The following is a 24,238-nucleotide window of genomic DNA, read 5'->3' as shown; positions in this document are numbered from 1 at the left end:
TTGCCGGGCTGACCCGGCAATTTCACCTTCTGCAACATCCGCTGAGTTCCTAACCTCCAACCGGCGCCAGTTCAATGAACAGCGCCGGTTGTTTCAACAGCGCTTCATCCAGCGCCGCCCAGCTCAGGTTATGGGCCGTGTTGCCGCCCTTCACCTGCACAATAATGTGCTGCAGTGCCTGCACGTTCGTTTTTCGTTTTGAGAAGTGATTGCGGTACAACCAGTCCTCCAGTTCATAGTTCTGACTGACGTTGACAAATTTGTTGTCGGCCTTGGACATAACAGATCCCTCATTATTCTTCCGGCAGTGATGTCGGTTAAGTGAACCTGCCACCAATCTGGCAGGTTGAGCAGGGTGCCCGCTCAACACAATGGGGGTAACTGTGGCGCAATGCATTCGGTGGATCGTCCAAAATTGCAGCAGCTGCGTGCTGCCGCGGAGGGCGCTGTCTGCCGATCTACCGCTGATGCCGGGCTATCTTGTCCGGCGCAAAATCGTGGGCGACCTGTTCGCCGTGTGCCCGCACCTGTTGCGGCTGGGGAATTTCGGGTATCTGCAGGTCAAGGTGCGGAAACAGCAGCTCGCCCACCCGGTACGCCTCTTCCAGATGCGGATAGCCGGAGAGGATAAAGGTTTCGATACCGAGATCGGCATACTCCTGCATGCGGGCGGCAATGGTTGGACCATCGCCCACCAGCGCCGTGCCGGCACCACTGCGTACCAGGCCGACGCCGGCCCACAGGTTCGGGCTGATCTCCAGCCGGTCGCGTTTGCCGCCGTGCAACGCCGCCATCCGCTGCTGGCCGACGGAGTCGGTTTTCGCCAGTTTCGCCTGGGCCTGCGCAATAGTGTCGTCATCCACGTGGGCGATCAGCCGTTCTGCCGCCTGCCAGGCCTCTTCATTGGTTTCCCGCACGATAATATGCAGGCGAATGCCAAAACGCAGCCTGCGTCCCTGCGCGGCGGCCTTCGCCTGCACCCCGGCGAGCTTCTCTTTCACCTGCGCCGGTGGCTCGCCCCAGGTCAGATAGACGTCGACCTGCTCGGCGGCCAGATCCTGCGCCACCTCAGACGAACCACCAAACCACAGCTGCGGCCGCGGCTGCTGGACCGGCTTAAACATCAGCCGCGCACCGCGCACGTTAACATGCCTACCTTCGTAATCAACGGTCTCACCTTCAATCACCCGTCGCCAGACGCGGGTAAACTCGGCGGACTCCGCGTAGCGTTCGCGGTGGTCGAGGAACACGCCGTCGCCGGCCAGCTCTTCCGCATCGCCGCCGGTGACCAGATTAAAGATCGCGCGTCCGCTGGAGAGACGATCGAGCGTGGCCGCCTGACGCGCCGCCTGGGTAGGCGAGGTGACGCCGGGGCGCAGCGCCACCAGAAAACGCAGGCGCTGGGTCACCGGGATCAGCGACGCGGCCACCAGCCAGGCATCCTCGCAGGAGCGGCCGGTCGGAATCAATACGCCACCAAAACCGAGCCTGTCGGTCGCCTGGGCAATCTGCTGCAGATAGGCATAATCCACCGGGCGGGCACCCTGGTTGGTGCCAAGATAATGACCGTCGCCGTGCGTCGGCAGAAACCAGAATACGGACAGGCTCATGATCGTGCTCCTTAATCAGTGTGGCGTTGGGCCGTAGCGGATGCGTTTGCCATTCCGGCCGGGCGGTAAACGGGTGAGGGCGATATACAGGCCCGGTTATACCGCTGTGGCCAGCGGGCGACGGCGTGCCAGCGCATGCCAGAAAGTATCGACCGCCTCTTCCAGCCGTGCGGCAAGGCCAGGGGTCAGTTCTGGCTGGCGGTCGTAATGGGCGATCTGGCTGTCATCGGCAAACACGCCGTGCAGCACTTCCTGCGCCTTCAGGGCGTTGAGCACCGGTTTCAACGCATAGTCGACGGCCAGCAGATGGGCGACGGTGCCACCGGTCGCCAGCGGCAGGACCACCTTGTGCTCCAGCGCGCGCTCCGGCAGCAGATCCAGCAGAGTTTTTAGCGCGCCCGCAAATGAGGCTTTATATACCGGCGTAGCGACGATAAAGCCGTCGGCGCTGGCGAGGTCCTCCTTCAGCGCCAGCAGCGCCGGCGAGTCGAAACGGGCGTACAGCAGGTCTTCGGCGTGAAAGTTATGCACGTTCCAGGGGATTACCTCAACGCCGCGGGCTTCCAGCGCACGCTGGCAGACGGTGAGCAGGGCGGTGGACCGGGATGGAAAACGGGGGCTTCCCGCCAGAGTAATAACGCGCATAACCACTCCTTATAACTGAAAGTTATTGATTAAACAGTTTCAAAAAAAAGTTGGTCTTATCCTGACAGAGCGGGAAGGGGGGCTTAAATGATTTATCCGGCATTGAGAAGCTCTAAATCAGATAACGTAGTGCGTTCATCGCGGGTATCAGGCCAGATTGTGGCTTTTTTGGCATTTTTATGCGGCAGGTCATTTCCCTTTACCGGGGGATTCCCGGATAATACGACCCCGATTTTATCCCGGGACCTCAGGAGTGACCATGTACTACCCCTTCGTACGTAAAGCGCTATTTCAGCTCGATCCTGAGCGTGTGCATGAGCTGACCTTACAGCAGCTGAAGCGCCTTTCCGGCACGCCGCTGCGCGGCCTGATCCGTCAGTCGCTGCCTTTCCGGCCGGTGAGCTGCATGGGGCTGACCTTTAAGAACCCGCTGGGCCTGGCGGCTGGCCTCGACAAAAACGGCGAATGCATTGATGCCTTCGGCGCGATGGGCTTTGGTTTTATTGAAATCGGTACCGTTACCCCGCGTCCGCAGCCGGGGAATGATAAGCCGCGCATGTTCCGTATTGTCGAGGCGGGCGGCATTATTAACCGCATGGGCTTTAATAATCTGGGTGTCGATCACCTGGTAGAGAATGTCAAAAAGGCCCATTTCGACGGTATTCTCGGGATCAATATCGGCAAAAATAAAGATACCCCGGTAGAGCAGGGGAAGGACGATTACCTGATCAGCATGGATAAGATTTATCCTTACGCCGGGTATATCGCCATCAATATTTCTTCCCCTAACACGCCGGGACTGCGCTCTTTACAATATGGTGAGGCGCTGGATGATTTGCTGTCGGCGGTCAAAACCCGTCAGGCGGAACTACAGCTAATCCACCATAAATATGTGCCGGTGGCGGTGAAGATAGCCCCGGACCTGACGGAAGAAGAGCTGATTCAGGTCGCCGACAGCCTGGTGCGGCATAATATTGACGGCGTGATTGCCACCAATACCACCCTCGATCGCTCGCTGGTTGCCGGCTTAAAATATGCCGACGAAGCGGGTGGCTTAAGCGGCCGTCCGGTGCAGTTACGCAGTACGGAAATTATCCGTCGTCTCTCTGCCGAACTGCAGGGCAGGCTGCCGATTATCGGCGTGGGCGGTATTGACTCCCTGGTCTCGGCGCGGGAAAAAATCGCCGCTGGGGCGACGCTGGTGCAAATATATTCCGGATTTATTTACCAGGGCCCGCCGCTGATAAAAGAAATTGTGACCCATCTCTAAGCCCATTCCGCGTTAACCAGGCCAGAGGCTTTATTTTTGCCTCTGGCTCGTTTATATTTTGTTCTGTTCGATAACTATTCATTTTTTGCTGCCGCGATCGCTGAGATTCAGAGGGGCGCAGATTTTTTCCGGCAGAACACGGCTGACCGGATGTATGTAACAATTTAATACGGGATCCATCATGAGGATAAAACCTGACGATAACTGGCGGTGGTTTTTTGACGCTGAGCATGACCGTATGATGCTGGATATGGCTGACGGTATGCTGTTCCGTTCCCGCTTCCCGCGCAAGATGTTAACGCCGGATGCCTTTACGGTTTCCGGTTTTTGTGTTGATGACGCGGCGCTGTTTTTTACCTTTGACGAGCGCTGCCGTCAGGCCGGAATAAGAGGCGACCGCCGCGCCGAGCTGGTATTAAATGCGCTGGTGGCGATGCGTTTTCTGAAACCGCTGATGCCGAAAAGCTGGCATTTTGAAAGCTATATTCAGCATGACTGGCGGCCGGCAGAAGGCGAGCTGGTTAGCGTACGCGTTACCGACAGCGGCCAGCTGGCCAGCCTGCTGGTGGTGGAGCCGGGCGAGAGCGCCGCGCTGTGCCTGGTGGCGCAGCCGCAGATGACGGTCGCCGGGCGCGGTTTGCAGTTGGGTGACGCGATTAAAATCATGCACGATCGTCTGCTGCCGCAGCAGAAATCAGACGATCTGCGGCTGGCGCGCGCGGTGTAACCCGCGCGGCCGGTTCAGCGCAGCGTCAGGTCGCTGGCCGGAATGCAGCTGCAGCTGAGGATGGTGCCGTCCGCGCGCACCGCCCCTTTTTTCAACGCCTTCACTTCTCCGCTAACCAGCGTGACCTTACAGCTGCCGCAGATGCCGGCGCGGCAGGAGTAGGGGACGGCGATCCCCTGCAACTCCAGCTGCTCCAGCAGCACCTGCTGATTGTCGCCGCAAAAAGCCTTGCCCTGCCAGTTTAGCGTCAGCTCGCTGACCGCGCTGCTGGCGACCTCCAGCGTCTCCACCACCTCGCCCGCGCCGTACAGGCGTGGCGCATGGTGGCTGAGCACTTCCAGCGCATCTCCCACCCGAACCACGCCGCTGTTGCGCGCCACCAGGTTCAGGCCAAAGTCGACGTCGCCGCTGCCGTCCTGCGCGCTGCGAAAGCCCTGTAGCGTGGCTAAGGGTTCGCCGGCGGGGTGTTTGCGCCCGTGCTGCGGGCTGACGGTGGTGAAAATGCAGCGGCTGCAGGGCTTAGGGACATCAAATTCTACTTCGCCGATTTTCAATGACGCCCAGCTGTCCTCCTGCCAGGCCGCGGCGCCGCTCACCACCAGGTTGGGGCGAAACTGTTCCATACGCACGCCTGCCGGGCAGCGCTGCTGCAGGGAGTGTAGCGAGGCTTCATTGACCAGCAGGAACGGGTAGCCATCGGCAAAGCCCAGCGGCGTCTGCTGATAGTGCTTAACCCGGCGGGTCATCTCCGGCCCCGCCCAGCGCAGCTGCACCGGGCGCGGGAAGAAGCCGCTAAGCCACTGGTTGATGCTGTCAGGCGCGATCAGCGCGGTAAAGTGGGTACCCCAAACTTCGGTGGGCGCAGGGGCTGGGGCAAAGTCGCTGAACAGCACCGTGGCGCTGCTGCCGTCCGGCGCGCTGAGCTGCAGACCGTTCATAATCAGCGACGGGGTGAACAGCACCATCTCCGGATACTGGCGGGCGGTAATAAAGGTGCCGTCCGGATCGGTCAGCATAAACAGGCGATCGAACGCCAGCCCGCTGGCCAGGGCCTGGGCGTGCGAAACCTGCAGACCGCGCATCGATTTAACCGGATGAATAAACAAGCGTGAGAGAACGATCATGTCGAGACCGATCCTGAATTTAGCGATGAATGCCCGCATGGTAACAAGGGTTTTGCCGTAAAACACGCGATCTTTATGACATGGCGCTCCGATTAGCTATAATGCGCAGCAATTTTCTGAAGACGATAAGTGACGCTATGAATTCTCTGTTTGCCAGTACGGCGCGTGGGCTCGAAGAGCTGTTAAAAAGTGAACTGGAAGCGCTGGGAGCGGAAAGCTGCCAGATCGTCCAGGGCGGCGTACATTATCAGGGCGACGATCGTCTGATGTACCAGAGCCTGATGTGGAGCCGTCTGGCTTCACGCATCCTGCTGCCGCTGACCGAATGTGGGGTTTACAGCGATCTGGATCTTTACCTCGGCGTGCAGGCGATCGACTGGCCGGCGCTGTTCGGCAGCGATAAAACCTTTGCCGTGCACTTCAGCGGCCTGAACGAGGTGATCCGCAACAGCCAGTACGGTGCCCTGAAGGTGAAGGATGCCATCGTTGACAGCTTTACCCGTAAAAATCTGCCGCGTCCGGACGTCGATCGCGAGCAGCCGGATATCCGCGTTAACGTCTGGCTGAATAAAGATACCGCCAGCATCGCGCTGGATTTGAGCGGCGATGGCCTGCACCAGCGCGGCTACCGCCAGCAGACCGGTGCGGCCCCGCTGAAAGAGACGCTGGCCGCCGCCATCGTGCTGCGTTCCGGCTGGCAGGCCGGTAGCCCGCTGGTCGATCCGATGTGTGGTTCCGGCACGCTGCTGCTGGAAGCGGCGATGATCGCCTGCGATCGCGCGCCGGGCCTGCACCGCAACCACTGGGGCTTTACCGGCTGGAACAAGTTTGACGCCGGGCTGTGGCAGGAAGTCAAAACCGAAGCGCAGGTGCGTGCCCGTAAAGGAGCAAAAGAGACCACTTCGCGCTTCTTTGGTTACGATAACGATTCCCGGGTGATTGAAAGCGCGCGCGCTAACGCCCGTCGTGCCGGCGTAGCCGACCTGATCGCCTTCACCGCGCAGGACGTACTGAAGCTGACCAACCCGCTGCCGGAAGGCCCGGCGGGCACGGTGGTCAGCAACCCGCCCTACGGCGAGCGTCTGGAGAGTGAACCGGCGCTGATTGCGCTGCACAGCCAGCTGGGCCGTATTATGAAAAGCCAGTTTGGCGGCTGGAACCTGTCGCTGTTCAGCGCCTCACCGGAGCTGCTGAGCTGCCTGCAGCTGCGCGCCGATCGCCAGTTTAAGGCGAAAAATGGCCCGCTGGACTGCGTACAGAAAAACTATCAGCTGGCGGCCAACCCGTCAGGCGGCGCCGTGGCACAGCTGGCAGATGATTATGCCAATCGCCTGCGTAAGAACCTGAAGAAGCTGGACAAGTGGGCGCGCCAGGAGGGCATTGAGTGCTACCGTATTTACGACGCCGACCTGCCTGACTACAACGTGGCGGTCGACCGTTACGCCGACTGGGTGATTATTCAGGAGTACGCGCCGCCGAAAACCGTCGATGCAACCAAGGCCCGCCAGCGTCTGTTTGACGTGATCGCCGCCACGCTCAGCGTGCTGGAGCTGCCGGCCAACCGTCTGGTGCTGAAGACGCGTGAAAAGCAGAAGGGCACCAGCCAGTACCAGAAGATGAACGAGAAGGGCGACTTTTTCGAAGTGCGCGAGTTTGATGCGAAACTGTGGGTGAACCTGACCGACTATCTCGATACCGGGCTGTTCCTCGATCACCGCATCGCGCGTAAAATGCTGGGCAAGATGAGCGCCGGCAAAGATTTCCTTAACCTGTTTGCCTACACCGGCAGCGCCAGCGTGCACGCCGGCCTGGGCGGCGCGCGCAGCACCACCACCGTTGATATGTCGCGCACCTACCTGGAGTGGGCCGAGCGCAACCTGCGGCTGAACGGCCTGACCGGCCGCCAGCACCGCCTGATGCAGGCGGACTGCCTGAGCTGGCTGCGCGACGCCGACGAACAGTTCGACCTGATCTTTATCGATCCGCCGACCTTCTCCAACTCCAAACGCATGGAAGAGAGCTTCGACGTACAGCGCGATCACCTGGCTCTGATGGGCGATCTGAAGCGTCTGCTGCGCAATAACGGCACCATTATGTTCTCGAACAACAAGCGTGGTTTCAAAATGGATCTGGCCGGCCTTGCCGCGCTGGGCCTGGAAGCCCGCGAAATTACGGACAAAACCCAGTCACAGGATTTTGCCCGCAACCGTCAAATTCACAACTGCTGGCTGCTGACGCACGCCGGTAAGGAATAAAGAGTTATGTCATTAATCAGTATTCATGGCGCTTACCTCTCATTCAGCGATGCGCCGCTGTTGGATAACACTGAGCTGCACATCGAAGAGAACGAGCGCGTCTGTCTGGTCGGGCGTAACGGTGCCGGCAAATCCACGCTGATGAAAATCATCAACCGGGAACAGCCGCTGGACGACGGGCGCATTATTTATGAGCAGGATCTGATCGTGGCGCGTCTGCAGCAGGATCCGCCGCGCAACGTGCAGGGCTCGGTGTATGATTTCGTCGCCGAAGGCGTGCAGGAGCAGGCTGAACACCTGAAAGCCTATCATGCGATTTCCCATCTGGTGATGGAAGATCCGAGCGATAAGAACCTCAACGAGATGGCGCGTCTGCAGACCATCCTCGATCACCAGAACCTGTGGCAGCTGGAGAGCCGTATTCACGACGTGCTCAAGCAGATCGGTCTGGAGCCGGACGTTGAGCTGTCATCGCTCTCCGGCGGCTGGCTGCGTAAGGCGGCGCTGGGGCGTGCGCTGGTCAGCAACCCGAAGGTGCTGATGCTCGATGAGCCGACCAACCACCTGGATATTGAGACCATCGACTGGCTGGAAACCTTCCTGAAGACCTTCCAGGGCAGCATTATCTTTATCTCTCACGACCGTTCGTTTATTCGCAATATGGCGACGCGAATCGTCGATCTTGACCGCGGTAAGCTGGTCTCCTGGCCGGGCGACTACGACCTTTACCTGCTGAGCAAAGAGGAAGCGCTGCGCGTTGAAGAGATGCAGAACGCCGAATTCGACCGCAAGCTGGCGCAGGAAGAGGTGTGGATCCGCCAGGGTATCAAGGCACGCCGTACCCGTAACGAAGGGCGAGTACGTGCGCTGAAAGCGCTGCGTCGCGAACGTTCTGAACGCCGTGAAGTGATGGGCAAAGCCAACATGCAGGTGGAAGAGGCGAGCCGCTCCGGCAAGATCGTCTTTGAGCTGGAAGATGTCGCTTACGGCATCAACGGTAAACAGCTGGTGAACGGTTTCTCCCGTCAGGTACAGCGCGGCGATAAAATTGCCCTGATTGGCCCGAACGGCTGTGGTAAAACTACGCTGCTCAAGCTGATGCTCGACCAGCTGAAGGCCGACAGCGGCCGTGTACATATCGGTACCAAGCTGGAAGTGGCCTACTTTGACCAGCACCGTGCCGAGCTGGATCCGGACCGGACGGTGATGGACAACCTGGCGGAAGGCAAGCAGGAGGTGATGGTCAACGGTAAGCCACGCCACGTGCTGGGCTACCTGCAGGAGTTCCTGTTCCATCCGAAGCGCGCAATGACCCCGGTGCGCGCTCTGTCGGGCGGTGAGCGTAACCGCCTGCTGCTGGCACGCCTGTTCCTCAAGCCAAGCAACCTGCTGATTCTTGATGAACCGACCAACGACCTGGACGTTGAAACGCTGGAGCTGCTGGAAGAGCTGATCGACGGCTATCAGGGCACCGTGTTGCTGGTCAGCCACGACCGTCAGTTCGTCGATAACACCGTGACCGAGTGCTGGATTTTTGAAGGCAACGGCGAGATCGGTGCCTTCGTTGGTGGCTATCATGATGCCCAGCTGCAGCGCAGCGCCTTTAAACAAACCCGTGCGGTTACTAAAGGCAGCAGCGCCCAGCCGCGTCAGGAAAATGTAAAAGCGGAAACGGCCAAAAAACCGGTGGCAAAGTTGAGCTACAATCTACAGCGTGAGCTGGAGCAGCTGCCGCAGAAAATGGAAGCGCTGGAAGCCACCCTGGAGTCTTACCAGGCGCAGGTGGCGGACGCCAGTTTCTTCAATCAGCCCCGTGAGGTAACGCAGCCGGTACTGGATGCGCTGGCCGTTGCGGAAAAAGAGCTGGAAGTGGCCTTTGAGCGCTGGGAATACCTTGAGTCGTTAAGTAACGGCGAATAAGGCAGTGAGTTAAATTCACCGAGGGTCAGGTATGTGTTCGTCGCACCACGCGCATCACTGGATGCTCTGTCCGCAGTGTGACCTGATGACACAAATGCCAGAACTCCGGCCGGGCAGCAAAGCAAGCTGCCCGCGTTGTCATACCACACTCCAAATGAACTGGGTTGAGCCGCGCAGGCGGCCAACCGCCTATGCACTGGCGGCGCTGTTTATGCTGCTGCTGGCCAACCTTTTTCCCTTCGTCAATATGCACGTTGCCGGTCTGAGCAGCGAAATTACCCTGATGCGTATCCCTTCGGTTATGGTTGCGGAGGACTACAGCAGTCTGGCGACGCTGTTCCTGCTGTTTGTTCAGGGCGTACCTGCACTGTGCATGGTGGCGATCCTGCTGCTGGTTAACCCGCTGCGGGTGCCGCCAGCGTTGAAAAAAACGCTGGCGCGCACGCTGTTTCAGCTGAAAAGCTGGGGCATGGCGGAGATTTTCCTCGCCGGCGTGCTGGTCAGCTTCGTCAAGCTGATGGCCTACGGCGATATCGGCATTGGCCTCAGCTTCGTGCCCTGGTGCCTGTTCTGCCTGCTTCAGCTGCGCGCTTTCCAGTGCATCGACAGGCGCACGCTGTGGCAGCAGGTGGCGCCGTTGCCGCCGTTGCCTACAAAACCGGTGCCGGCCATCAGCGGTCTGCGTCAGGGTCTGCGTTCCTGCACCTGCTGTACCGCGGTGCTGGCCAGCGACACCGCTATCTGCCCGCGCTGTGGCACGCACGGGCATGCGCGGCGCAGGCACAGCCTGCAGTGGACCATGGCGCTGCTGATTACCTCGCTGGTGCTCTATATTCCGGCTAACCTGCTGCCGATTATGGTCACTGAAGCGCTGGGCACTCAGATGAACTCGACCATTATGGCCGGGGTGATCCTGTTGTGGAGCGATGGCTCTTATCCGGTGGCGCTGGTGATCTTTATCGCCAGTATTATGGTGCCGTCGCTGAAAATGCTGGCGATAGCCTGGCTGTGCTGGGATGCCAACGGGCACAGCATGAAACCGCGAGACAGCGACCGTATGCACCGCATCTATGAGCTGGTTGAGCTGGTGGGCCGCTGGTCGATGATCGATGTGTTCGTGATTGCCGTGCTCTCTGCGCTGGTGCGTATGGGGCGGCTGATGAGTATTTACCCGGCCATCGGGGCGCTGCTGTTTGCGCTGGTGGTGATCCTGACCATGTTTGCTGCCATTACCTTTGATCCCCGCTTAATCTGGGATCGGACCAGAGAAAAAAGTCTTGAGGAGTCTTCACGTGACGGACAATAACCACGCTACCGCAAAGGTAGATCAGATTAAACGCTGGTCACCGGTGTGGATCATTCCGATCGTCACCGTGCTGATCGGTGCCTGGATCCTGTTTTACCACTTCAGCCATCAGGGGCCGCTGGTGACGCTGATCACCACCAACGCCGAGGGCATTGAAGGGGGGAAAACCACCATCAAAAGCCGCAGCGTCGACGTTGGCGTGGTCGAAAGCGCCGTGCTGACCGACGATCTGCACCATGTCGAGATCACCGCGCGGCTGAATTCCGGTATGGAAAAGCTGCTGCGCGAAGACAGCGCCTTCTGGGTAGTGAAGCCAGCCATCGGCCGTGAAGGCATCACCGGGCTGGGCACGCTGCTCTCCGGGGCCTATATCGAGCTGCAGCCGGGTTCAAAAGGCGAACGTGCCGAGCAGTATAAGCTGCTGGATGCGCCGCCGCTGGCACCGCCGGATGCGAAGGGTATTCGTATTACGCTGGACAGCAGCAAGGCCGGACAGCTTAACGCCGGCGATCCGGTGCTGTTCCGCGGCTACCGCGTCGGCTCCGTGGAGACCAGCGCCTTTGACGCCGACAAACGCCTGATGACCTATCAGCTGTTTGTCGCCGCGCCTTATGACCGCCTGATCACCACCAACGTGCGCTTCTGGAAGGACAGCGGTATCGCGGTGGATATGTCAGCGAACGGCATGCGAGTCGAGATGGGCTCGCTGACTACGCTGTTCAGCGGCGGGGTCAGCTTTGACGTCCCGGACGGCTGGGACCGTGGAGAGCTGGCGCAGAACAAGGCGGAATACAAGCTTTTCGACGACCAGCGCAGCACCCAGGATTCGCTGTATACCGACCATAAAGACTTCCTGCTGTTCTTCAACGACTCGGTACGCGGCCTGCAGGCCGGGGCGCCGGTGGAGTTCCGCGGCATTCGTTTGGGTACCGTGGCAGAAGTGCCGTTTACCGCGCCGGGCATCGCGCAGCGCCTGAACAACGACTACCGCATCCCGGTGCTGATCCGCATCGAACCCGACCGTTTCCGCAAGCAGCTGGGTGACGACTTTAACTTCGAAGAGCACCTGAAGGACGGGATCCGATCCGGCCTGCGCGCCTCGATGAAGTCTGCTAACCTGCTGACCGGTTCGCTGTACGTCGATCTGGATTTCTACGCTAACGCCAAAGCGGTTACCGGCCCGACCACTTTCGCTAACTATGAGCTGATCCCGACCACCAGCGGTGGCCTGGCGCAGATCCAGCAGAAGCTGATGGAATCACTGGATAAGATCAACGCGCTGCCGCTGAACCCGATGGTGAATGAGGCGACCGGTACGCTGAAAGAGAGCCAGCGCACGCTGCGCGAGCTGCAGAAAACGCTGGATAATCTGAACAAGATCACCTCCAGCCAGTCGATGCAGCAGCTGCCCGCCGATATGCAGGGCACGCTGCGTGAGCTGAACCGCAGCATGAAAGGCTTCCAGCCGGGCTCACCGGTTTACAATAAGATGGTCGGCGATATGCAGCGTCTCGACCAGGTGCTGCGCGAGCTGCAGCCGGTATTACGCACGCTGAACAGCAAGAGCAACGCGCTGGTATTTGAGGCCAAACCTGGCGAAGACCCACAGCCGAAGAGGGCGAAATAATGATGAAATGGATGCCGGTTGCGCTGGCACTGGTGCTGACCGCCTGTAGCAGCACCAGCGAGACCCGTTACTACCAGCTGCCAAACCTGACGGCAGCTGGTACCGCGGTCAGCAGTCAGGCGCAGATGCGCCCGCTGTGGGTTGAACACGTTGCGGTGCCCGATTCTCTGGCGGGCAACGGCGTGGTTTACCAGACCAGCGACGTGCAGTACGTGATTGCCAGCAGCAACCTGTGGGCCAGCCCGCTGGATCAGCAGCTGCAGCAGACGCTGGTCAGCAACCTGAGCGCCGCGTTACCCGGCGCGCTGGTGACCACCACTCAGCCCGCGGCGGACCACGATACGCTTAACGTGACGGTGACCGGCTTCCAGGGCCGTTATGATGGCCACGTAGTGGTCAGCGGTGCCTGGGTGCTGGAGCATGATGGACAGCTGCGACGGCAGAGCTTCGCCATTACCCTGCCGCAGCCGGAGGATGGCTATGACGCGATGGTGCGTACGCTCGCGCAGGGCTGGCTGCAGGCCAGCCGGCAGATGGCTAATGCGATTGCTGCAAAACCTTAATTAAAATCTTTACTTAGTGCCTAAGCCTTTGATTTTTGAAAATTCAGAATTTTCAGAATCAAAGGTTTTTTTTCGTCCCGTCAGCAGGTTAGGGTGCTTTTCGCTAAAAAAAGTCACGCTGATTACGATTTTTTTACGTCACTATTATGACGCTGGCGTGAAAATTGCGCGTTGATCTTTCATTTTAGCCGGGGTAAAACTGTCCTGTGGTTGCGCACAATCTAACCACTGTTTTCTTTCCACCAGATTCCAAGACTCAGATGAGGGAAACGCGGCATGAAGAGACAGAAACGAGATCGCCTGGATCGGGCACATTCAAGAGGTTATCAGGCCGGCATTACCGGGCGCTCTAAAGAGATGTGTCCATACCAATTACTGGATGCACGATCTCACTGGTTGGGAGGCTGGCGACAGGCCATGGAGGACAGGACGGTTAACGCGTAACCCCTGTTCACAGAAAAGGAATGAACCTCCGCTTAAGCGGAGGTTTTCGTTTTGTACCCCGCGGTTCACCCTGCACGGCAATATTCTGCCGGGGGTGAACGCGGGGGCAAAACTATCAGAACGCGGTAGTGTCTTTAAACAGGCCCACTTTCAGGTCGGTGGCTGTATAAATTACGTTACCGTCAACCAGCACTTCACCGTCCGCCACGCCCATCACCAGCTTGCGGTTGATCACACGCTTGAAGTGGATGCGGTAAGAGACTTTCTTCGCGGTCGGCAGTACCTGGCCGGTAAATTTCACTTCGCCCACGCCCAGCGCGCGGCCTTTTCCTTCAGCGCCTAACCAGCCGAGGTAGAAGCCAACCAGCTGCCACATGGCATCGAGGCCGAGGCAGCCAGGCATCACCGGATCGCCGATAAAGTGGCAGCCGAAGAACCACAGGTCCGGATTGATATCCAGCTCTGCTTCCACGAAGCCTTTACCGTAGTTACCGCCGTCTTCGGTCATTTTAACTACACGGTCCATCATCAGCATGTTGCCGGACGGCAGTGGCGGGCCTTCAGCACCGAACAGTTCACCGCGACCAGAAGCGATCAGGTCTTCTTTTGTATAGGATTCGCGTTTATCTACCATATTCTCTATAAGCCTTATTTTAATGAAGCACGAAGTTTAGCGAACACGTGTAAGCTGAGCAAGCCCTGTCAGCGCTGGTTGAACCAGTTTAACCAGCGCAGCGGCCAGGGGCGCTGACGCGCGTCTGGCAGGTTGAATTGTGCGATACGCTCCTGAATGGACTGTAACAGGCAAGGCTGCTTCTCTTTGTACCATTCCACGCCGGTTAACAGCGGCAGCGCCTCTTCCACGCCTGAGACGGCCCACAGGTGGAATTTACCCTCACGCACCGCGTCCACCACCTCCTGCTGTAACGAGAGATGACGCACGTTGGCCGTCGGGATGATAATCCCCTGGCTGCCTGACAGGGTGCGCTGGTTGCAGATGGCGAAGAAGCCTTCAATTTTTTCATTCAGGCCGCCGACCGGCTGCACGCGGCCAAACTGGTCGACGGAGCCGGTGACCGCAATCTGCTGATTGATCGGCTGGTCAGCCAGAGCACTGACCAGCGCGCAGAGTTCAGCCAGCGAGGCGCTGTCACCGTCCACTTCGGCGTAGGACTGTTCAAACACAATCGACGCCGAGAAGGGCAGTTGTTGATCCAGGTCCAGTTCGGCCATCAGCCACGCCTGCATGATCATCATGCCCTTGGCGTGAATATTGCCGCCCAGCTCGGCCTTGCGCTCAACGTCGGTGAACTCACCGTCGCCGATGTGTACCACGCAGCTGATGCGTGACGGTTCGCCAAACGCCCGCGGATGGCCGGGAAATTCGATCACCGAGAGGGCGTTAATCTGGCCAACGGCCTCACCCTCGGTTTCAATCAGGATCTGATCGAGCAGGATGTCATCACGGATCCGCTCACTGAGGAAGCCTTCACGCCATTCGCGGGTGGTCAACGCATCGCTGAGGTTTTCACCGCTGAGCAGGCCGGCCTCACTGTACAGGGCGGCCTCCTGCAACTGGCTGGTCAGCCACAGGGGATCGAGCGGCAGCGTATCCTGATCGCCGGTGTAACGCGCGCCTTCACGCACCAGTAACGGCCAGAAGTCGGCAGCCGGGGCCTCATAGCCCAGGTCCTGAGCGATACCGGTCACCCACTGTTGCCACTGGCTGAACTCTTCATCTTCCGCCAGCTGAATATTTTCTTCAAATTCAGCGTACAGCGCCTGCGCGGCCAGTTCCGGCTCGATCTCCTGGAAATCGGCCAGCACGTCGCGTTCGCCGATCAGCAGCAGGCGGAAACTCAACGGCATCGCGGGTATCGCCAGCGGCAGCGGGCGGGTTTCATCCTGCGAGTACCAGATGAACTGGCCGGTGGTCAGCATCTGCTTCAGCCGCATCCACAGCAGCGGCTGTGCCACCAGCGTGCGCAGCGACAGGATCAGCACACCGCCGTTGGCCTGGTGAACCAGCCCCGGCGTCAGCTGGACGTTGCCCTGGTACTGGCGCACGCAGCCAAACAGCTGCTCGGCTTCAATCCAGTCGGCGCAATGGACGCCGCCTTCACTGGCGAACGGCTCGCCGGTGCTCTGTGCCGGATGCCAGTGAACGGTCGTACCGTCGATCTGATAAGAACCACCATACAGCGCATCCGGTTCATCCTCGTGCAGGGAGGAGAGGATACGGTGCAGTAAAGCCAGATATTCAGCACTTTCGGCACATTTAACCAGCATAAGCGGTACTTTTGCCGGGGTTTGCAGGAACAGGTTCAGGCCATTAAACAGGCGCGACTGTACCGAGGCAAAGCACTCTGCATCGGCAACAACGTCCTGGGAAAGAAGATGTTGAAAGCGTTCAGTATCGGGCTGTAGGGCACGCCACTCGAGTTGGTTGCTGGTCAAAGTTATCGTATTTTTCACATTGGAATAAAAGCAGCATTATACAATAATTCAGCCTGTTAAGCACCGCAGACATGCGCTTACGCGGCGGCAGACACATTATTCATCTCACCTCGTCGGTTTTCTTTACTGCCAGATGAAAAAAAGCTGTTATTCTTAAGTCGTTATGTGATCAGCATGAGATTCCGATGAAATATCAGCAACTGGAAAATCTTGAAAGCGGGTGGAAATGGAAGTACCTGGTGAAAAAACACCGCGAGGGAGAATTGATCACGCGTTATATTGAGCAGAGCGCCGCCCAGGCGGTGGTGGAGGAGCTGCTGGCGATGGAGAACCGGCCGGTTGACGTCGCCAACTGGATTGCTGCACACATCAATCCGCTGCTTGAAAACCGGATGAAACAGACCATCCGCGCCCGCCGCAAGCGTCATTTCAATGCGGAACATCAGCACACGCGTAAGAAATCCATCGATCTGGAGTATCTTGTCTGGCAGCGCCTTGCCGGTCTGGCCCAGCGTCGTGACAGCACGCTGTCGGAAACCATCGTGCAGCTGATTGAAGATGCCGAACGCAAAGAAGAGTACGCCAGCCAGATGTCTTCACTGAAGCAGGGACTAAAGGATATGCTTGGCAAACCGGAGTAACGTCAGGAACGGTACGTTAACCCGATGCAGGTATCGCCCGTACTGCACAAAATCAGGACAATAAAAAACCCCGCAGAGCGGGGTTTTTTTGCATCACGGGATGACTTAAGCCTGTGGCTGAGTCACAACGTCTTTGATGCCTTTAACTTCGATCTCTACACGACGGTCTGGCGCCAGGCAGTCGATCAGGGCCGCACGGCCTTTCACGCTGTCACAGGTGCTGCCGGTAACCGGGTTAGATTTACCCTGGCCACGTGCAGAAACTTTGTTAGCCGGGATACCTTTAGAGACCAGGTAGTCAACCACAGACTGAGCGCGCTGCTCAGACAGTTTCTGGTTGTACTGCTCTGAACCGATACGGTCGGTGTAGCCCAGAACAACTACTGAACCGTCTTTCGGATCCAGGTTGCTCAGCTGGGTGTACAGCTGATCCAGAGCCTGCTTGCCTTCTGGCTTCAGGGTAGATTTGTTGAAGTTGAACAGCACGTCAGACTTCAGAGTGAAACGCTTGGTTTCAACAACTGGAGCCGGGGCTGGTGCCGGAGCAACAACCGGTGCAGCAGCTTCTTCCTGACCGAAGCGGTAAGAAACACCTACGCTCAGCAAGGCGTTGTCAGGACGGGTGCCCACAGTACCGGCGTCGCCGATATTGTTGGTCCACTGGTAGTCCAGACGGGTAGCCCACTCAGGGGTCAGTGCGTATTCAACACCAACCGCGGCCAGTGGAGAAACACCGGTGTCGTGGTCAGAGATGCGGCTGCCATCAGAACGTTTCTGAGTGGAGTCTGCACGCCATACCATACCACCCAGACGGGTGTACACGTCCAGGTTGTCCAGCACTGGGTAGCTCAGTTTAGCTGCCAGCTGCACGCCCTGCGCTTTGAATGCGCCATTGGTCACGGTGCCTTTGTAAGGCATACGGCCCAGCCAGTCATAACCCAGCTCGAAGCCCAGGTACTGGTTAGCCTGATAACCACCGAATGCACCCGCGCCCAGCTGATTTTCGTGGGTAGGACCATTGTTGTTTTCGTAACCGTTACCGTAGTAACCTGTGTCATGGTACTGAGACCAGCCCAGTTTAGCACCGGTGTACCAGGTGTCATCTTTAGGGGCGGCCTGCGCTACGGTAGCGAAGCCAGCCAGTGCCACTGCAATTGCGATAGCTGTCTTTTTCATTTTTGCGCCTCGTTATCATCCAAATAGGCAATGAGCTTAAAATAAGCTCTTTGGTTATCCTTGCCGGGCTATGAGCTCATTTATGACTCTTCCAAAAAAGGAGGTTTTTGAGCACCCTGGCGAGATAAAGTCTACAACGTACCGGCAAACTTACAAGTAAGATGTGAGGCCACTCAGCAAAAAAAGGGCGTTTCTTACAAAACTTTTAACATTTCCGAGTGAATTCTGAGGGTGAATGACGGTCTAAATCCCCAGCCAAATCATCCCTGAGCCCCGGTATGACATAATCGGAGGCCCGCACGGCATTGCACAACGAAAAATCCTGAGAAAAATCCTATTTTTACTTAATGATACAAACTCGAGTGAATTTTTAATCCTTTTAACGGTCTCTCCTGCGCAGAAACTGAGCGTTCTGGCCGCATTATTAAACCAAGCGCCTGGCCTGAACCGGCGGCCTGCTCCAGCCGCTGCCGGTCGATTTCTGATATTTCCTCATCAAACCAGCCCAGCACCACACTGTAATTTCCGGTTTGCAACGCTTTGATCATCGCTTCCACGGTCGCAATCGAACCTGAGTGGGGGGCCTGCATCATTTTTTCCAACGGCAGCCCTGACTGCAGCAACCAGTGACGGCTTAGCTTTTGTTGCGGGTTTAGCCACAGCTGCCAGCGAGACTGGGTACTCAGTTGCTGCAGCAGCGGCAGAAGTAACAGCTGAGTCATGCCGGGTTGATTCTGACTGTAAACCAGTTCGCTGACCATGCCGCTGGCGCAGGCAGGGGAGGGGGTGCCGCGCGCTGCTCCATGCCAGGTGCTGTTAACAGACTGAGATTTCAGGGAATGAGTACGCATGATGTCTTCGCTCACGTTGTTACTGTATGAATATACAGTATATGGCTGCTGAGCAAAGATCAACCTTATTTTTTGATGACGTCTCTCAAAATCGCAATCTAAAACGGCGTTATCTAAATTATTGATTGAACGAGTAACAGGGGAAGCGGCATCCTCAGTGCGTTGATTTAAAGGAAGTTGTGAGAGTTTTCTTAAGCGACGCGGAGGATGATGATGAAAAGTTCAAAGGATAGAATTGAAGCCACCAAACAGCGTCTGGCCGCGCTGGGCTGCGTGGAATCACGCACGCAATTTGGCGGCTATTGTCTCTCGGTAGAAAAGACCGTATTCGCGGTGGTGGCGGAGGGGGAACTCTACCTGCGGGCTTGTGAACAGGTGCAGCCCTACATCGCGGAACGTAAAATGGTGCCGCTAAGTATGCATAAGCGCGGCGTGCCGGTTGAGATGAACTACTATCGGGTAGACAACGCGCTCTGGTCGGACAGCGATCAACTGGTGGCGCTCTCCAGCCTGTGCCTGAAAGGTGCCCAGCGGCAGCGCGAGGCGCGCATCAGCAACCGGCGGATTAAAGATCTGCCCAATATGGGGTTTCGTATGGAGATGCTGCTGCGCCAGGTGGGTATTTATACCATCAACCATCTCCGTCAGCAGGGAGCGAAACAGTGCTGGCTGAAACTACGGGCCTGCAATAAAAACCTTGGCCTTGCCGCACTCCTCGCGCTGGAGGGGGCAATTGTCGGCCGCCATTACGAAGCCCTGCCGCGTGCGGTGAAGGAGGAGCTGCGCATCTGGTTTTACATGAATGCGCAGCGCGACCGGCGATAACCGTTTCAGGTCTTACCGGCTGGCTAACTGTCTGTTCAGCCGGGCAATTCCAGGGAGCAGATCGACCAGTAAACCGACCTGCTGCAGCACCAGTGGCTCTTTGGTATTGACCTGACTCTCCTGGTGTTGAATACGCTCGGCGAGGTTGTCGATCATCCTCTGTGCGCGGTCTTCACTGGCGACGTCCGCGTGCAGAATGTCATCGACATAGCAGACGGCGTCATCCAGCAGTTGCAGCATTTCACTGCTTTCCAGCCGTTCACGGTGCGCGCCCAGTGCGGAAATATAGCTGAGGAACAGATGGTTCAGGCCCAGTAGTCGAAATGCCGCTTCCCGTAACGCCCGATCGCTTTTGTTATCGGCCGACAGGCTGGATACCACCGATGCCAGCTCGGCGTCGGCGTTGTGCGCATCGCGGCGTGCCACACGATAGTCGAGCCGGTTGTCCTTACCCTGGTGATACTGCACCAGAATCGCATCCAGATAGCGGCAGTTGGCGTTCAGGGTACGCTGTGCCACGGCGGGCAGCCGGCGGAACCGCCAGTCAGGCCAGATAAACATCACCGCCAGCCAGGCGAGCCCGCAGCCCAGTAGGGTATCAATGATGCGCGGTAGCGCCACCTCAAAACCCTCTCCCAGCAGGTTGAAGCAGAACAGCACCAGCAGGGTGATAAACAGGGTGGCATGCGCGTACTGCACGGTGCGGAAGGCAAAAAACAGCACGCCGAACAGTACGATCAGCAGCAGTTGCCCCTCGGTAGAGGGAACCAGCCACAGCAGAGGCAGGCCGATGGCGATGCCTGCCAGCGTACCGAGAATACGCAGCGTCAGCCTGCGGCGGGTGGCGCTGTAGTTGGGCTGGCAGACGAACAGGCTGGTCAGCAGGATCCAGTAACCATGCTGCAGCCCGGTCAGCTGAATAAAGGCATAGCCGGTGCATAGCAGCAGCGACAGGCGAACCGCATGACGAAACAGCGGCGATTCCGGGCTGAGATGGCGGCTGAGCCGCAGGCGGATATCACCCCAGCCGGTCAGCCCGTCGCTGGACAGCCGCTGATCGGACGGCGGTGTGCCGGGCGGACCCTGTTCGGACTCAATGGTAGCCAGCTGGGCGTCGATCGCCTTCAGGTTATTGAGCAGATAGTGCATCGCCTGCAGCTCGGTGCTGTCCGGTTGCTGTGCGTCCAGACGCGCCAGCGTGGCGTTGAGGTTGTGGAACATCCTTTCGAAACGCAGATCGTGCTGGTAGGGCACGCGCAGCAGAATCGCCTGCGACAGCTGCTCACAGGCGCGCGCCTGCAGCGTCAGCAGACGCTGGAAGCGGAACAGGATATCGCTGGCTCCCCATGACTGACGCAGGTGGTGGTACTGCACGTGCGACGAGCTGGCACGCTCATGAATATCCTGCGCGACAAAATAGAAGTGCAGCGTGCGTCGGGTGCCGCGCTGGCCCCGATCGCCGCGCAGACGCGATTGGATCGAACTTTTCGCCTGGTTAAGCACAGCCACCAGCTTGCTGTTTTCCATTGCAACGGCGATCAATGCCTGGCGGTCATTCTGTTCCAGGTCCGGATCAAACAGGCTGGCTTTCGCCTCGAGGTACTGCGCCAGCTGGCTGAAGCAGCGGGAGAGATTATCCTGCAGCGGGCGGATCGGAAACAACAGGTGTCCGCTCAGGGTCAGCAGGTTGTACCACACGGCCCCCAGCAGCAGTAACAGCGGCTGCAGATACCACTGCTCAAACAGGTTGATGCCAAGCATGGTGTAAATAGCGATCAGCACGGCGCCAAAAGCGATGGTGGCGTAACGTGGCCCCAACGCACCCAGTAAAATAAAGCCCCAGCTGGAGATTGCCAGGCCTGTCACAAACAGCCAGGGGTGGGGGAACAGCAGCTCCACCGAGACCGAAGCGATGCAAAAACAGGTCAGGGTGATCAGCAGATTACGCAACCTGCCGCTCAGGCGGTCGTCCAGGTCGGCCAGCGCCGCGGCCACCACCCCGAGAGTCAGCGGAATAGTCCAGACAATCTGATCCAGCCACCACGGCAGCGCCGCGGTACCGGCCAGCGCCAGGGTGATACGCAGGTTATACAGCCAGCTGGTATTGAAGGCGTAGCGGCGCAGCCCGCGGGAGAGAAGTACGGTCATCCCCGTGGCTTAACGAAACTGTCCGCGCGCATTGGCTTCGCGCGCGGCGCGTGCCACCTCAACCGACACCACGCGGCGGCCGACCGGCCACAGCGCAATAGCGGCGATTTTCAGATTGGCGATGCCGACCGGAATGCCAATAATGGTAATGCACTGGGCGATACCCGCCATAATATGCATCAGGCACAGCCACCAGCCGAAAAAGATAAACCACAGGATATTGAGCAGCGTGCCGCCGGAGTTGAGCAACGCGCTTTTGCCGCCCGGATTAAGTTCATCGACGTGAACGGCTTCGTTGCCAAACGGCAGCAGCGACAGTTTAGTTATCTCCCAGCAGGAGCGGGTGAGCGGCAGCGTGAAGATAAAGATAATGCTGACCACGGTTGCCAGCAGCCAGGAGAGCGTGGTCAGAAAGCCACCAAGAACAAAATTCAGAATATTGAGGACTGCTCGCATCGCGGGGCTCCTTCTCAGACAAGGTGTCAGGACAATCGCTTGATTGTAACGTGTTTTAGCACTGGAGCGGTATCGCCGCGCCCGTTAAACTGTCGTCAGAAGAAAATAACCGCAGCCCAGGGGCACCGGAATGGAACTGAAAGCAACGTCGCTGGGCAAGCATCTGGCACAGCATCCCTATAATCGCGTGCGGCTGCTGAACGCGGGCGTCGAGGTGAGCGGCGAAAAGCATGAGTATCTCATCCCGTTTAACCAGCTGCTGGCGGTCAGGTGCAAGCGCGGGCTGGTGTGGGGAGAGCTGGAATTCTCTCTCGCGGATGACAAAGTAGTGCGTTTACACGGAACGGAATGGGGTGAAACTCAGCGTTTCTACCACTATTTCAGTCAGGCGTGGCAGCAGTGGAGCGAAGAGATGAGCGGCATTGCCGCCGGCGTGCTGGAGGCGCAGGCCGGGCGGCTGCGCGAGCTGGAACAGCAGGACCGCTGGCTTAAACGGGCGGACATCAGCAGTTTTCAACAGCAAATCGATGACACTTTCGCCGCCCTGCCGCTACCCGTTGACCGGCTGGCGGATTTTGACGTCTGCCGTCCACCCTATGAGTACTGCCTGCAGTGGCTGCAGGACAGTGAAAGCCAGCGCCAGGCGCGTAACGGCGCATGGACCCGGCGTATGCTGCAGCAGTACGCTGACTTTTTCGACGGCGTCGAGAGCTCGCCGCTGAATGACGCCCAGGCGCGTGCGGTAGTCAACGGCGAAGAGTCGGTATTGGTGCTGGCCGGGGCGGGCAGTGGTAAAACTTCGGTGCTGGTGGCGCGGGCCGGCTGGCTGCTGCTGCGTAAGCAGGCGGTCGCCAGCCAGATCCTGCTGCTGGCCTTTGGCCGCCAGGCGGCGCAGGAGATGAACGCGCGCATCAGCGAACGGTTGCACAGCGACGAGATCGAAGCGCGCACCTTCCATTCGCTGGCGCTGCATATTATTCAGCAGGGCAGTAAAAAGTCCCCGGTGGTCAGCCGGCTGGAGAGCGATACCGACGCCCGCCATCGGCTGCTTATCGACGCCTGGCGTCAGCAGTGCAGCGAGAAGAAGGCGCAGGCCAGCGGCTGGCGGCAGTGGCTGACCGATGAGCTGGAGTGGCAGCTGGACGACGGCAGTTTCTGGCAGGATGACCGGCTGGCTAAAAAACTGGCCAGCCGGCTCGACCGCTGGCTGGGGCTGATGCGCACGCACGGCGGCGCGCAGGCGGCGATGATCGACAGCGCGCCGGAAGCGGTGCGCGATCTGTTCAGCAAACGTATCCGGCTGATGGCGCCGCTGTTGAAAGCGTGGAAAAACGCGCTGAAGGAGGAGGGAGCGGTGGATTTCGCCGGCCTGATCCATCAGGCGGTCAATATTCTGGAAAAAGGCCGTTTTGTCAGCCCGTGGAAGCATATCCTCGTCGATGAGTTTCAGGATATCTCCCCGCAGCGGGCCGCGCTGCTGTCTGCGCTGCGGCGGCAGAACAGCCAGACCACGCTGTTTGCCGTTGGTGATGACTGGCAGGCGATCTACCGCTTCAGCGGCGCCGAGATGACCCTGACCACCGCGTTCCATCACTACTTTGGTGAAGGTGACCGCTGCGTGCTCGACACCACCTACCGCTTTAACCAGCGCATCGGCGAGGTGGCCAACCGCTTTGTGCAGAGCAACCCGCATCAGTTAAAAAAGCCGCTCAACAGCCTGACGAAGGGCGGTGCTAAAGCGGTACAGCTGCTGCCGGATGACCAGCTGGAAGCGCTGATTAATAAAATGAGCGGTTACGTAAAAAGTGGCGAACGGGTGCTGCTGCTGGCGCGCTATCACTATCTCCGGCCGCCGTTGCTCGATAAGGCTGCGACCCGCTGGCCTAATCTGACGCTGGATTTTATGACCATTCATGCCAGTAAGGGGCAGCAGGCGGATTACGTGATCCTGCTGGGGCTGAGCGCGGGTAAAGAGGGCTTCCCGGCCGCGGCACGCGAATCGGTAATGGAGGCGGCGTTGCTACCCCAGGCAGAAGATTTCCCGGATGCGGAAGAGCGGCGGCTGGCCTACGTGGCGCTGACCCGCGCCCGTCACCAGGTGTGGCTGATGGTCGATCGCCAGCAGCCTTCGGCCTTTGTTGCAGAGTTAATTCGTCAGGGCGTTCCGCAGTTGAGAAAACCCTGACGCCAGCG

The 24,238-nt window shown here is 58.6% G+C and carries 21 protein-coding genes; 11 read left to right on the top strand and 10 right to left on the bottom strand.

Annotated features, from left to right (window positions below):
- Positions 1–49: 49 nt before the first annotated feature.
- From ASF13_RS12990 to ssuE, 3 genes are all read right to left on the bottom strand, one after another.
- Complete coding sequence (locus ASF13_RS12990; protein ID WP_056236854.1) at positions 50–280, bottom strand: hypothetical protein; 231 nt, start codon at positions 278–280, stop codon at positions 50–52.
- A gap of 178 nt (positions 281–458) precedes the next feature.
- The gene (gene ssuD / locus ASF13_RS12985; RefSeq protein WP_056236852.1) at positions 459–1,610 is read right to left on the bottom strand and encodes an FMNH2-dependent alkanesulfonate monooxygenase; all 1,152 of its coding nucleotides are present in this window, start codon (positions 1,608–1,610) and stop codon (positions 459–461) included.
- A gap of 96 nt (positions 1,611–1,706) precedes the next feature.
- A complete protein-coding gene (ssuE, locus tag ASF13_RS12980; protein WP_056236850.1) occupies positions 1,707–2,255 on the bottom strand; it encodes an NADPH-dependent FMN reductase in 549 nt (182 codons plus the stop codon).
- A 259-nt stretch (positions 2,256–2,514) separates the two neighbouring features.
- Here ssuE and pyrD point away from each other — a divergent pair, with 259 nt between their 5' ends.
- Together pyrD and ASF13_RS12970 are read left to right on the top strand one after the other, a co-directional pair.
- A complete protein-coding gene (gene pyrD / locus ASF13_RS12975; RefSeq protein ID WP_056236849.1) occupies positions 2,515–3,525 on the top strand; it encodes a quinone-dependent dihydroorotate dehydrogenase in 1,011 nt (336 codons plus the stop codon).
- 181 nt (positions 3,526–3,706) lie between these two features.
- Positions 3,707–4,252 carry a cell division protein ZapC gene (locus tag ASF13_RS12970; protein WP_056236847.1) on the top strand — a complete coding sequence of 182 codons (546 nt, stop codon included), beginning with the start codon at positions 3,707–3,709 and terminating at the stop codon, positions 4,250–4,252.
- A 14-nt stretch (positions 4,253–4,266) separates the two neighbouring features.
- On the opposite strand, the gene ASF13_RS12965 is transcribed toward ASF13_RS12970, so the two are convergent.
- Positions 4,267–5,376 carry a YcbX family protein gene (locus ASF13_RS12965; RefSeq protein ID WP_056236845.1) on the bottom strand — a complete coding sequence of 370 codons (1,110 nt, stop codon included), beginning with the start codon at positions 5,374–5,376 and terminating at the stop codon, positions 4,267–4,269.
- 137 nt (positions 5,377–5,513) lie between these two features.
- Between ASF13_RS12965 and rlmKL the strand changes: the two genes are divergently transcribed.
- From rlmKL to rmf, 6 genes are all read left to right on the top strand, one after another.
- Complete coding sequence (gene rlmKL, locus ASF13_RS12960) at positions 5,514–7,631, top strand: bifunctional 23S rRNA (guanine(2069)-N(7))-methyltransferase RlmK/23S rRNA (guanine(2445)-N(2))-methyltransferase RlmL (protein ID WP_056236843.1); 2,118 nt, start codon at positions 5,514–5,516, stop codon at positions 7,629–7,631.
- Positions 7,632–7,637: 6 nt separating this feature from the next.
- Positions 7,638–9,551: an ABC transporter ATP-binding protein gene (locus ASF13_RS12955; protein ID WP_056236842.1), complete on the top strand. Its 1,914-nt coding sequence runs from the start codon at positions 7,638–7,640 to the stop codon at positions 9,549–9,551.
- A gap of 31 nt (positions 9,552–9,582) precedes the next feature.
- Positions 9,583–10,857: a membrane integrity-associated transporter subunit PqiA gene (pqiA, locus tag ASF13_RS12950; RefSeq protein ID WP_056236840.1), complete on the top strand. Its 1,275-nt coding sequence runs from the start codon at positions 9,583–9,585 to the stop codon at positions 10,855–10,857.
- Positions 10,844–12,484, top strand: coding sequence for an intermembrane transport protein PqiB (gene pqiB, locus ASF13_RS12945; protein ID WP_056236838.1), 1,641 nt, complete (start codon positions 10,844–10,846; stop codon positions 12,482–12,484). Before pqiA ends, pqiB begins: the two co-directional genes overlap by 14 nt.
- Positions 12,484–13,047: a membrane integrity-associated transporter subunit PqiC gene (pqiC, locus tag ASF13_RS12940; RefSeq protein ID WP_056236836.1), complete on the top strand. Its 564-nt coding sequence runs from the start codon at positions 12,484–12,486 to the stop codon at positions 13,045–13,047. Before pqiB ends, pqiC begins: the two co-directional genes overlap by 1 nt.
- A gap of 276 nt (positions 13,048–13,323) precedes the next feature.
- Positions 13,324–13,491, top strand: a complete 168-nt coding sequence (rmf, locus tag ASF13_RS23590) for a ribosome modulation factor (RefSeq protein WP_072166377.1) — start codon at positions 13,324–13,326, stop codon at positions 13,489–13,491.
- 115 nt (positions 13,492–13,606) lie between these two features.
- Here the strand turns inward: rmf and fabA are convergent, their stop codons facing one another.
- Both fabA and ASF13_RS12930 read right to left on the bottom strand, forming a co-directional pair.
- Positions 13,607–14,125, bottom strand: coding sequence for a bifunctional 3-hydroxydecanoyl-ACP dehydratase/trans-2-decenoyl-ACP isomerase (gene fabA, locus ASF13_RS12935; protein WP_056236835.1), 519 nt, complete (start codon positions 14,123–14,125; stop codon positions 13,607–13,609).
- A 68-nt stretch (positions 14,126–14,193) separates the two neighbouring features.
- Positions 14,194–15,948 (bottom strand): Lon protease family protein, encoded by a 1,755-nt coding sequence (locus tag ASF13_RS12930; protein ID WP_056236833.1) that lies wholly within the window; start codon positions 15,946–15,948, stop codon positions 14,194–14,196.
- A 185-nt stretch (positions 15,949–16,133) separates the two neighbouring features.
- On the opposite strand from ASF13_RS12930, the gene matP reads away from it, so the two are divergent.
- The gene (matP, locus tag ASF13_RS12925) at positions 16,134–16,589 is read left to right on the top strand and encodes a macrodomain Ter protein MatP (RefSeq protein WP_056236831.1); all 456 of its coding nucleotides are present in this window, start codon (positions 16,134–16,136) and stop codon (positions 16,587–16,589) included.
- Positions 16,590–16,694: 105 nt separating this feature from the next.
- On the opposite strand, the gene ompA is transcribed toward matP, so the two are convergent.
- Complete coding sequence (gene ompA, locus ASF13_RS12920; protein WP_056236830.1) at positions 16,695–17,765, bottom strand: porin OmpA; 1,071 nt, start codon at positions 17,763–17,765, stop codon at positions 16,695–16,697.
- 344 nt (positions 17,766–18,109) lie between these two features.
- Positions 18,110–18,616, bottom strand: coding sequence for an SOS-induced cell division inhibitor SulA (gene sulA, locus ASF13_RS12915; protein WP_056237171.1), 507 nt, complete (start codon positions 18,614–18,616; stop codon positions 18,110–18,112).
- Between the two features lie 213 nt (positions 18,617–18,829).
- Between sulA and ASF13_RS12910 the strand changes: the two genes are divergently transcribed.
- Positions 18,830–19,441 (top strand): TfoX/Sxy family protein, encoded by a 612-nt coding sequence (locus ASF13_RS12910; RefSeq protein ID WP_056237169.1) that lies wholly within the window; start codon positions 18,830–18,832, stop codon positions 19,439–19,441.
- A gap of 12 nt (positions 19,442–19,453) precedes the next feature.
- Here ASF13_RS12910 and yccS read toward each other — a convergent pair whose 3' ends face one another.
- Positions 19,454–21,589, bottom strand: a complete 2,136-nt coding sequence (gene yccS / locus ASF13_RS12905) for a YccS family putative transporter (RefSeq protein ID WP_056236828.1) — start codon at positions 21,587–21,589, stop codon at positions 19,454–19,456.
- 9 nt (positions 21,590–21,598) lie between these two features.
- Positions 21,599–22,045 carry a YccF domain-containing protein gene (locus ASF13_RS12900; RefSeq protein ID WP_056236826.1) on the bottom strand — a complete coding sequence of 149 codons (447 nt, stop codon included), beginning with the start codon at positions 22,043–22,045 and terminating at the stop codon, positions 21,599–21,601.
- A gap of 130 nt (positions 22,046–22,175) precedes the next feature.
- Here ASF13_RS12900 and helD point away from each other — a divergent pair, with 130 nt between their 5' ends.
- Complete coding sequence (helD, locus tag ASF13_RS12895) at positions 22,176–24,230, top strand: DNA helicase IV (protein ID WP_056236825.1); 2,055 nt, start codon at positions 22,176–22,178, stop codon at positions 24,228–24,230.
- The last annotated feature ends 8 nt before the right edge of the window (positions 24,231–24,238 follow it).

This window comes from Erwinia sp. Leaf53 (assembly GCF_001422605.1).
Taxonomy (GTDB): domain Bacteria; phylum Pseudomonadota; class Gammaproteobacteria; order Enterobacterales; family Enterobacteriaceae; genus Erwinia.
Note: the sequence above shows the minus strand (reverse complement) of the source record. Positions and strands in the feature narration are given on the sequence as shown.

Excerpts from the sequence above, each read along its gene's own strand:
- ASF13_RS12990 (WP_056236854.1), bottom strand. The coding sequence starts at position 280 with ATGTCCAAGGCCGACAACAAATTTGTCAACGTCAGTCAGAACTATGAA.
- ssuD (WP_056236852.1), bottom strand. The coding sequence starts at position 1,610 with ATGAGCCTGTCCGTATTCTGGTTTCTGCCGACGCACGGCGACGGTCAT.
- ssuE (WP_056236850.1), bottom strand. The coding sequence starts at position 2,255 with ATGCGCGTTATTACTCTGGCGGGAAGCCCCCGTTTTCCATCCCGGTCC.
- pyrD (WP_056236849.1), top strand. The coding sequence starts at position 2,515 with ATGTACTACCCCTTCGTACGTAAAGCGCTATTTCAGCTCGATCCTGAG.
- ASF13_RS12970 (WP_056236847.1), top strand. The coding sequence starts at position 3,707 with ATGAGGATAAAACCTGACGATAACTGGCGGTGGTTTTTTGACGCTGAG.
- ASF13_RS12965 (WP_056236845.1), bottom strand. The coding sequence starts at position 5,376 with ATGATCGTTCTCTCACGCTTGTTTATTCATCCGGTTAAATCGATGCGC.
- rlmKL (WP_056236843.1), top strand. The coding sequence starts at position 5,514 with ATGAATTCTCTGTTTGCCAGTACGGCGCGTGGGCTCGAAGAGCTGTTA.
- ASF13_RS12955 (WP_056236842.1), top strand. The coding sequence starts at position 7,638 with ATGTCATTAATCAGTATTCATGGCGCTTACCTCTCATTCAGCGATGCG.
- pqiA (WP_056236840.1), top strand. The coding sequence starts at position 9,583 with ATGTGTTCGTCGCACCACGCGCATCACTGGATGCTCTGTCCGCAGTGT.
- pqiC (WP_056236836.1), top strand. The coding sequence starts at position 12,484 with ATGATGAAATGGATGCCGGTTGCGCTGGCACTGGTGCTGACCGCCTGT.
- rmf (WP_072166377.1), top strand. The coding sequence starts at position 13,324 with ATGAAGAGACAGAAACGAGATCGCCTGGATCGGGCACATTCAAGAGGT.
- fabA (WP_056236835.1), bottom strand. The coding sequence starts at position 14,125 with ATGGTAGATAAACGCGAATCCTATACAAAAGAAGACCTGATCGCTTCT.
- matP (WP_056236831.1), top strand. The coding sequence starts at position 16,134 with ATGAAATATCAGCAACTGGAAAATCTTGAAAGCGGGTGGAAATGGAAG.
- ompA (WP_056236830.1), bottom strand. The coding sequence starts at position 17,765 with ATGAAAAAGACAGCTATCGCAATTGCAGTGGCACTGGCTGGCTTCGCT.
- sulA (WP_056237171.1), bottom strand. The coding sequence starts at position 18,616 with ATGCGTACTCATTCCCTGAAATCTCAGTCTGTTAACAGCACCTGGCAT.
- ASF13_RS12910 (WP_056237169.1), top strand. The coding sequence starts at position 18,830 with ATGAAAAGTTCAAAGGATAGAATTGAAGCCACCAAACAGCGTCTGGCC.
- yccS (WP_056236828.1), bottom strand. The coding sequence starts at position 21,589 with ATGACCGTACTTCTCTCCCGCGGGCTGCGCCGCTACGCCTTCAATACC.
- ASF13_RS12900 (WP_056236826.1), bottom strand. The coding sequence starts at position 22,045 with ATGCGAGCAGTCCTCAATATTCTGAATTTTGTTCTTGGTGGCTTTCTG.
- helD (WP_056236825.1), top strand. The coding sequence starts at position 22,176 with ATGGAACTGAAAGCAACGTCGCTGGGCAAGCATCTGGCACAGCATCCC.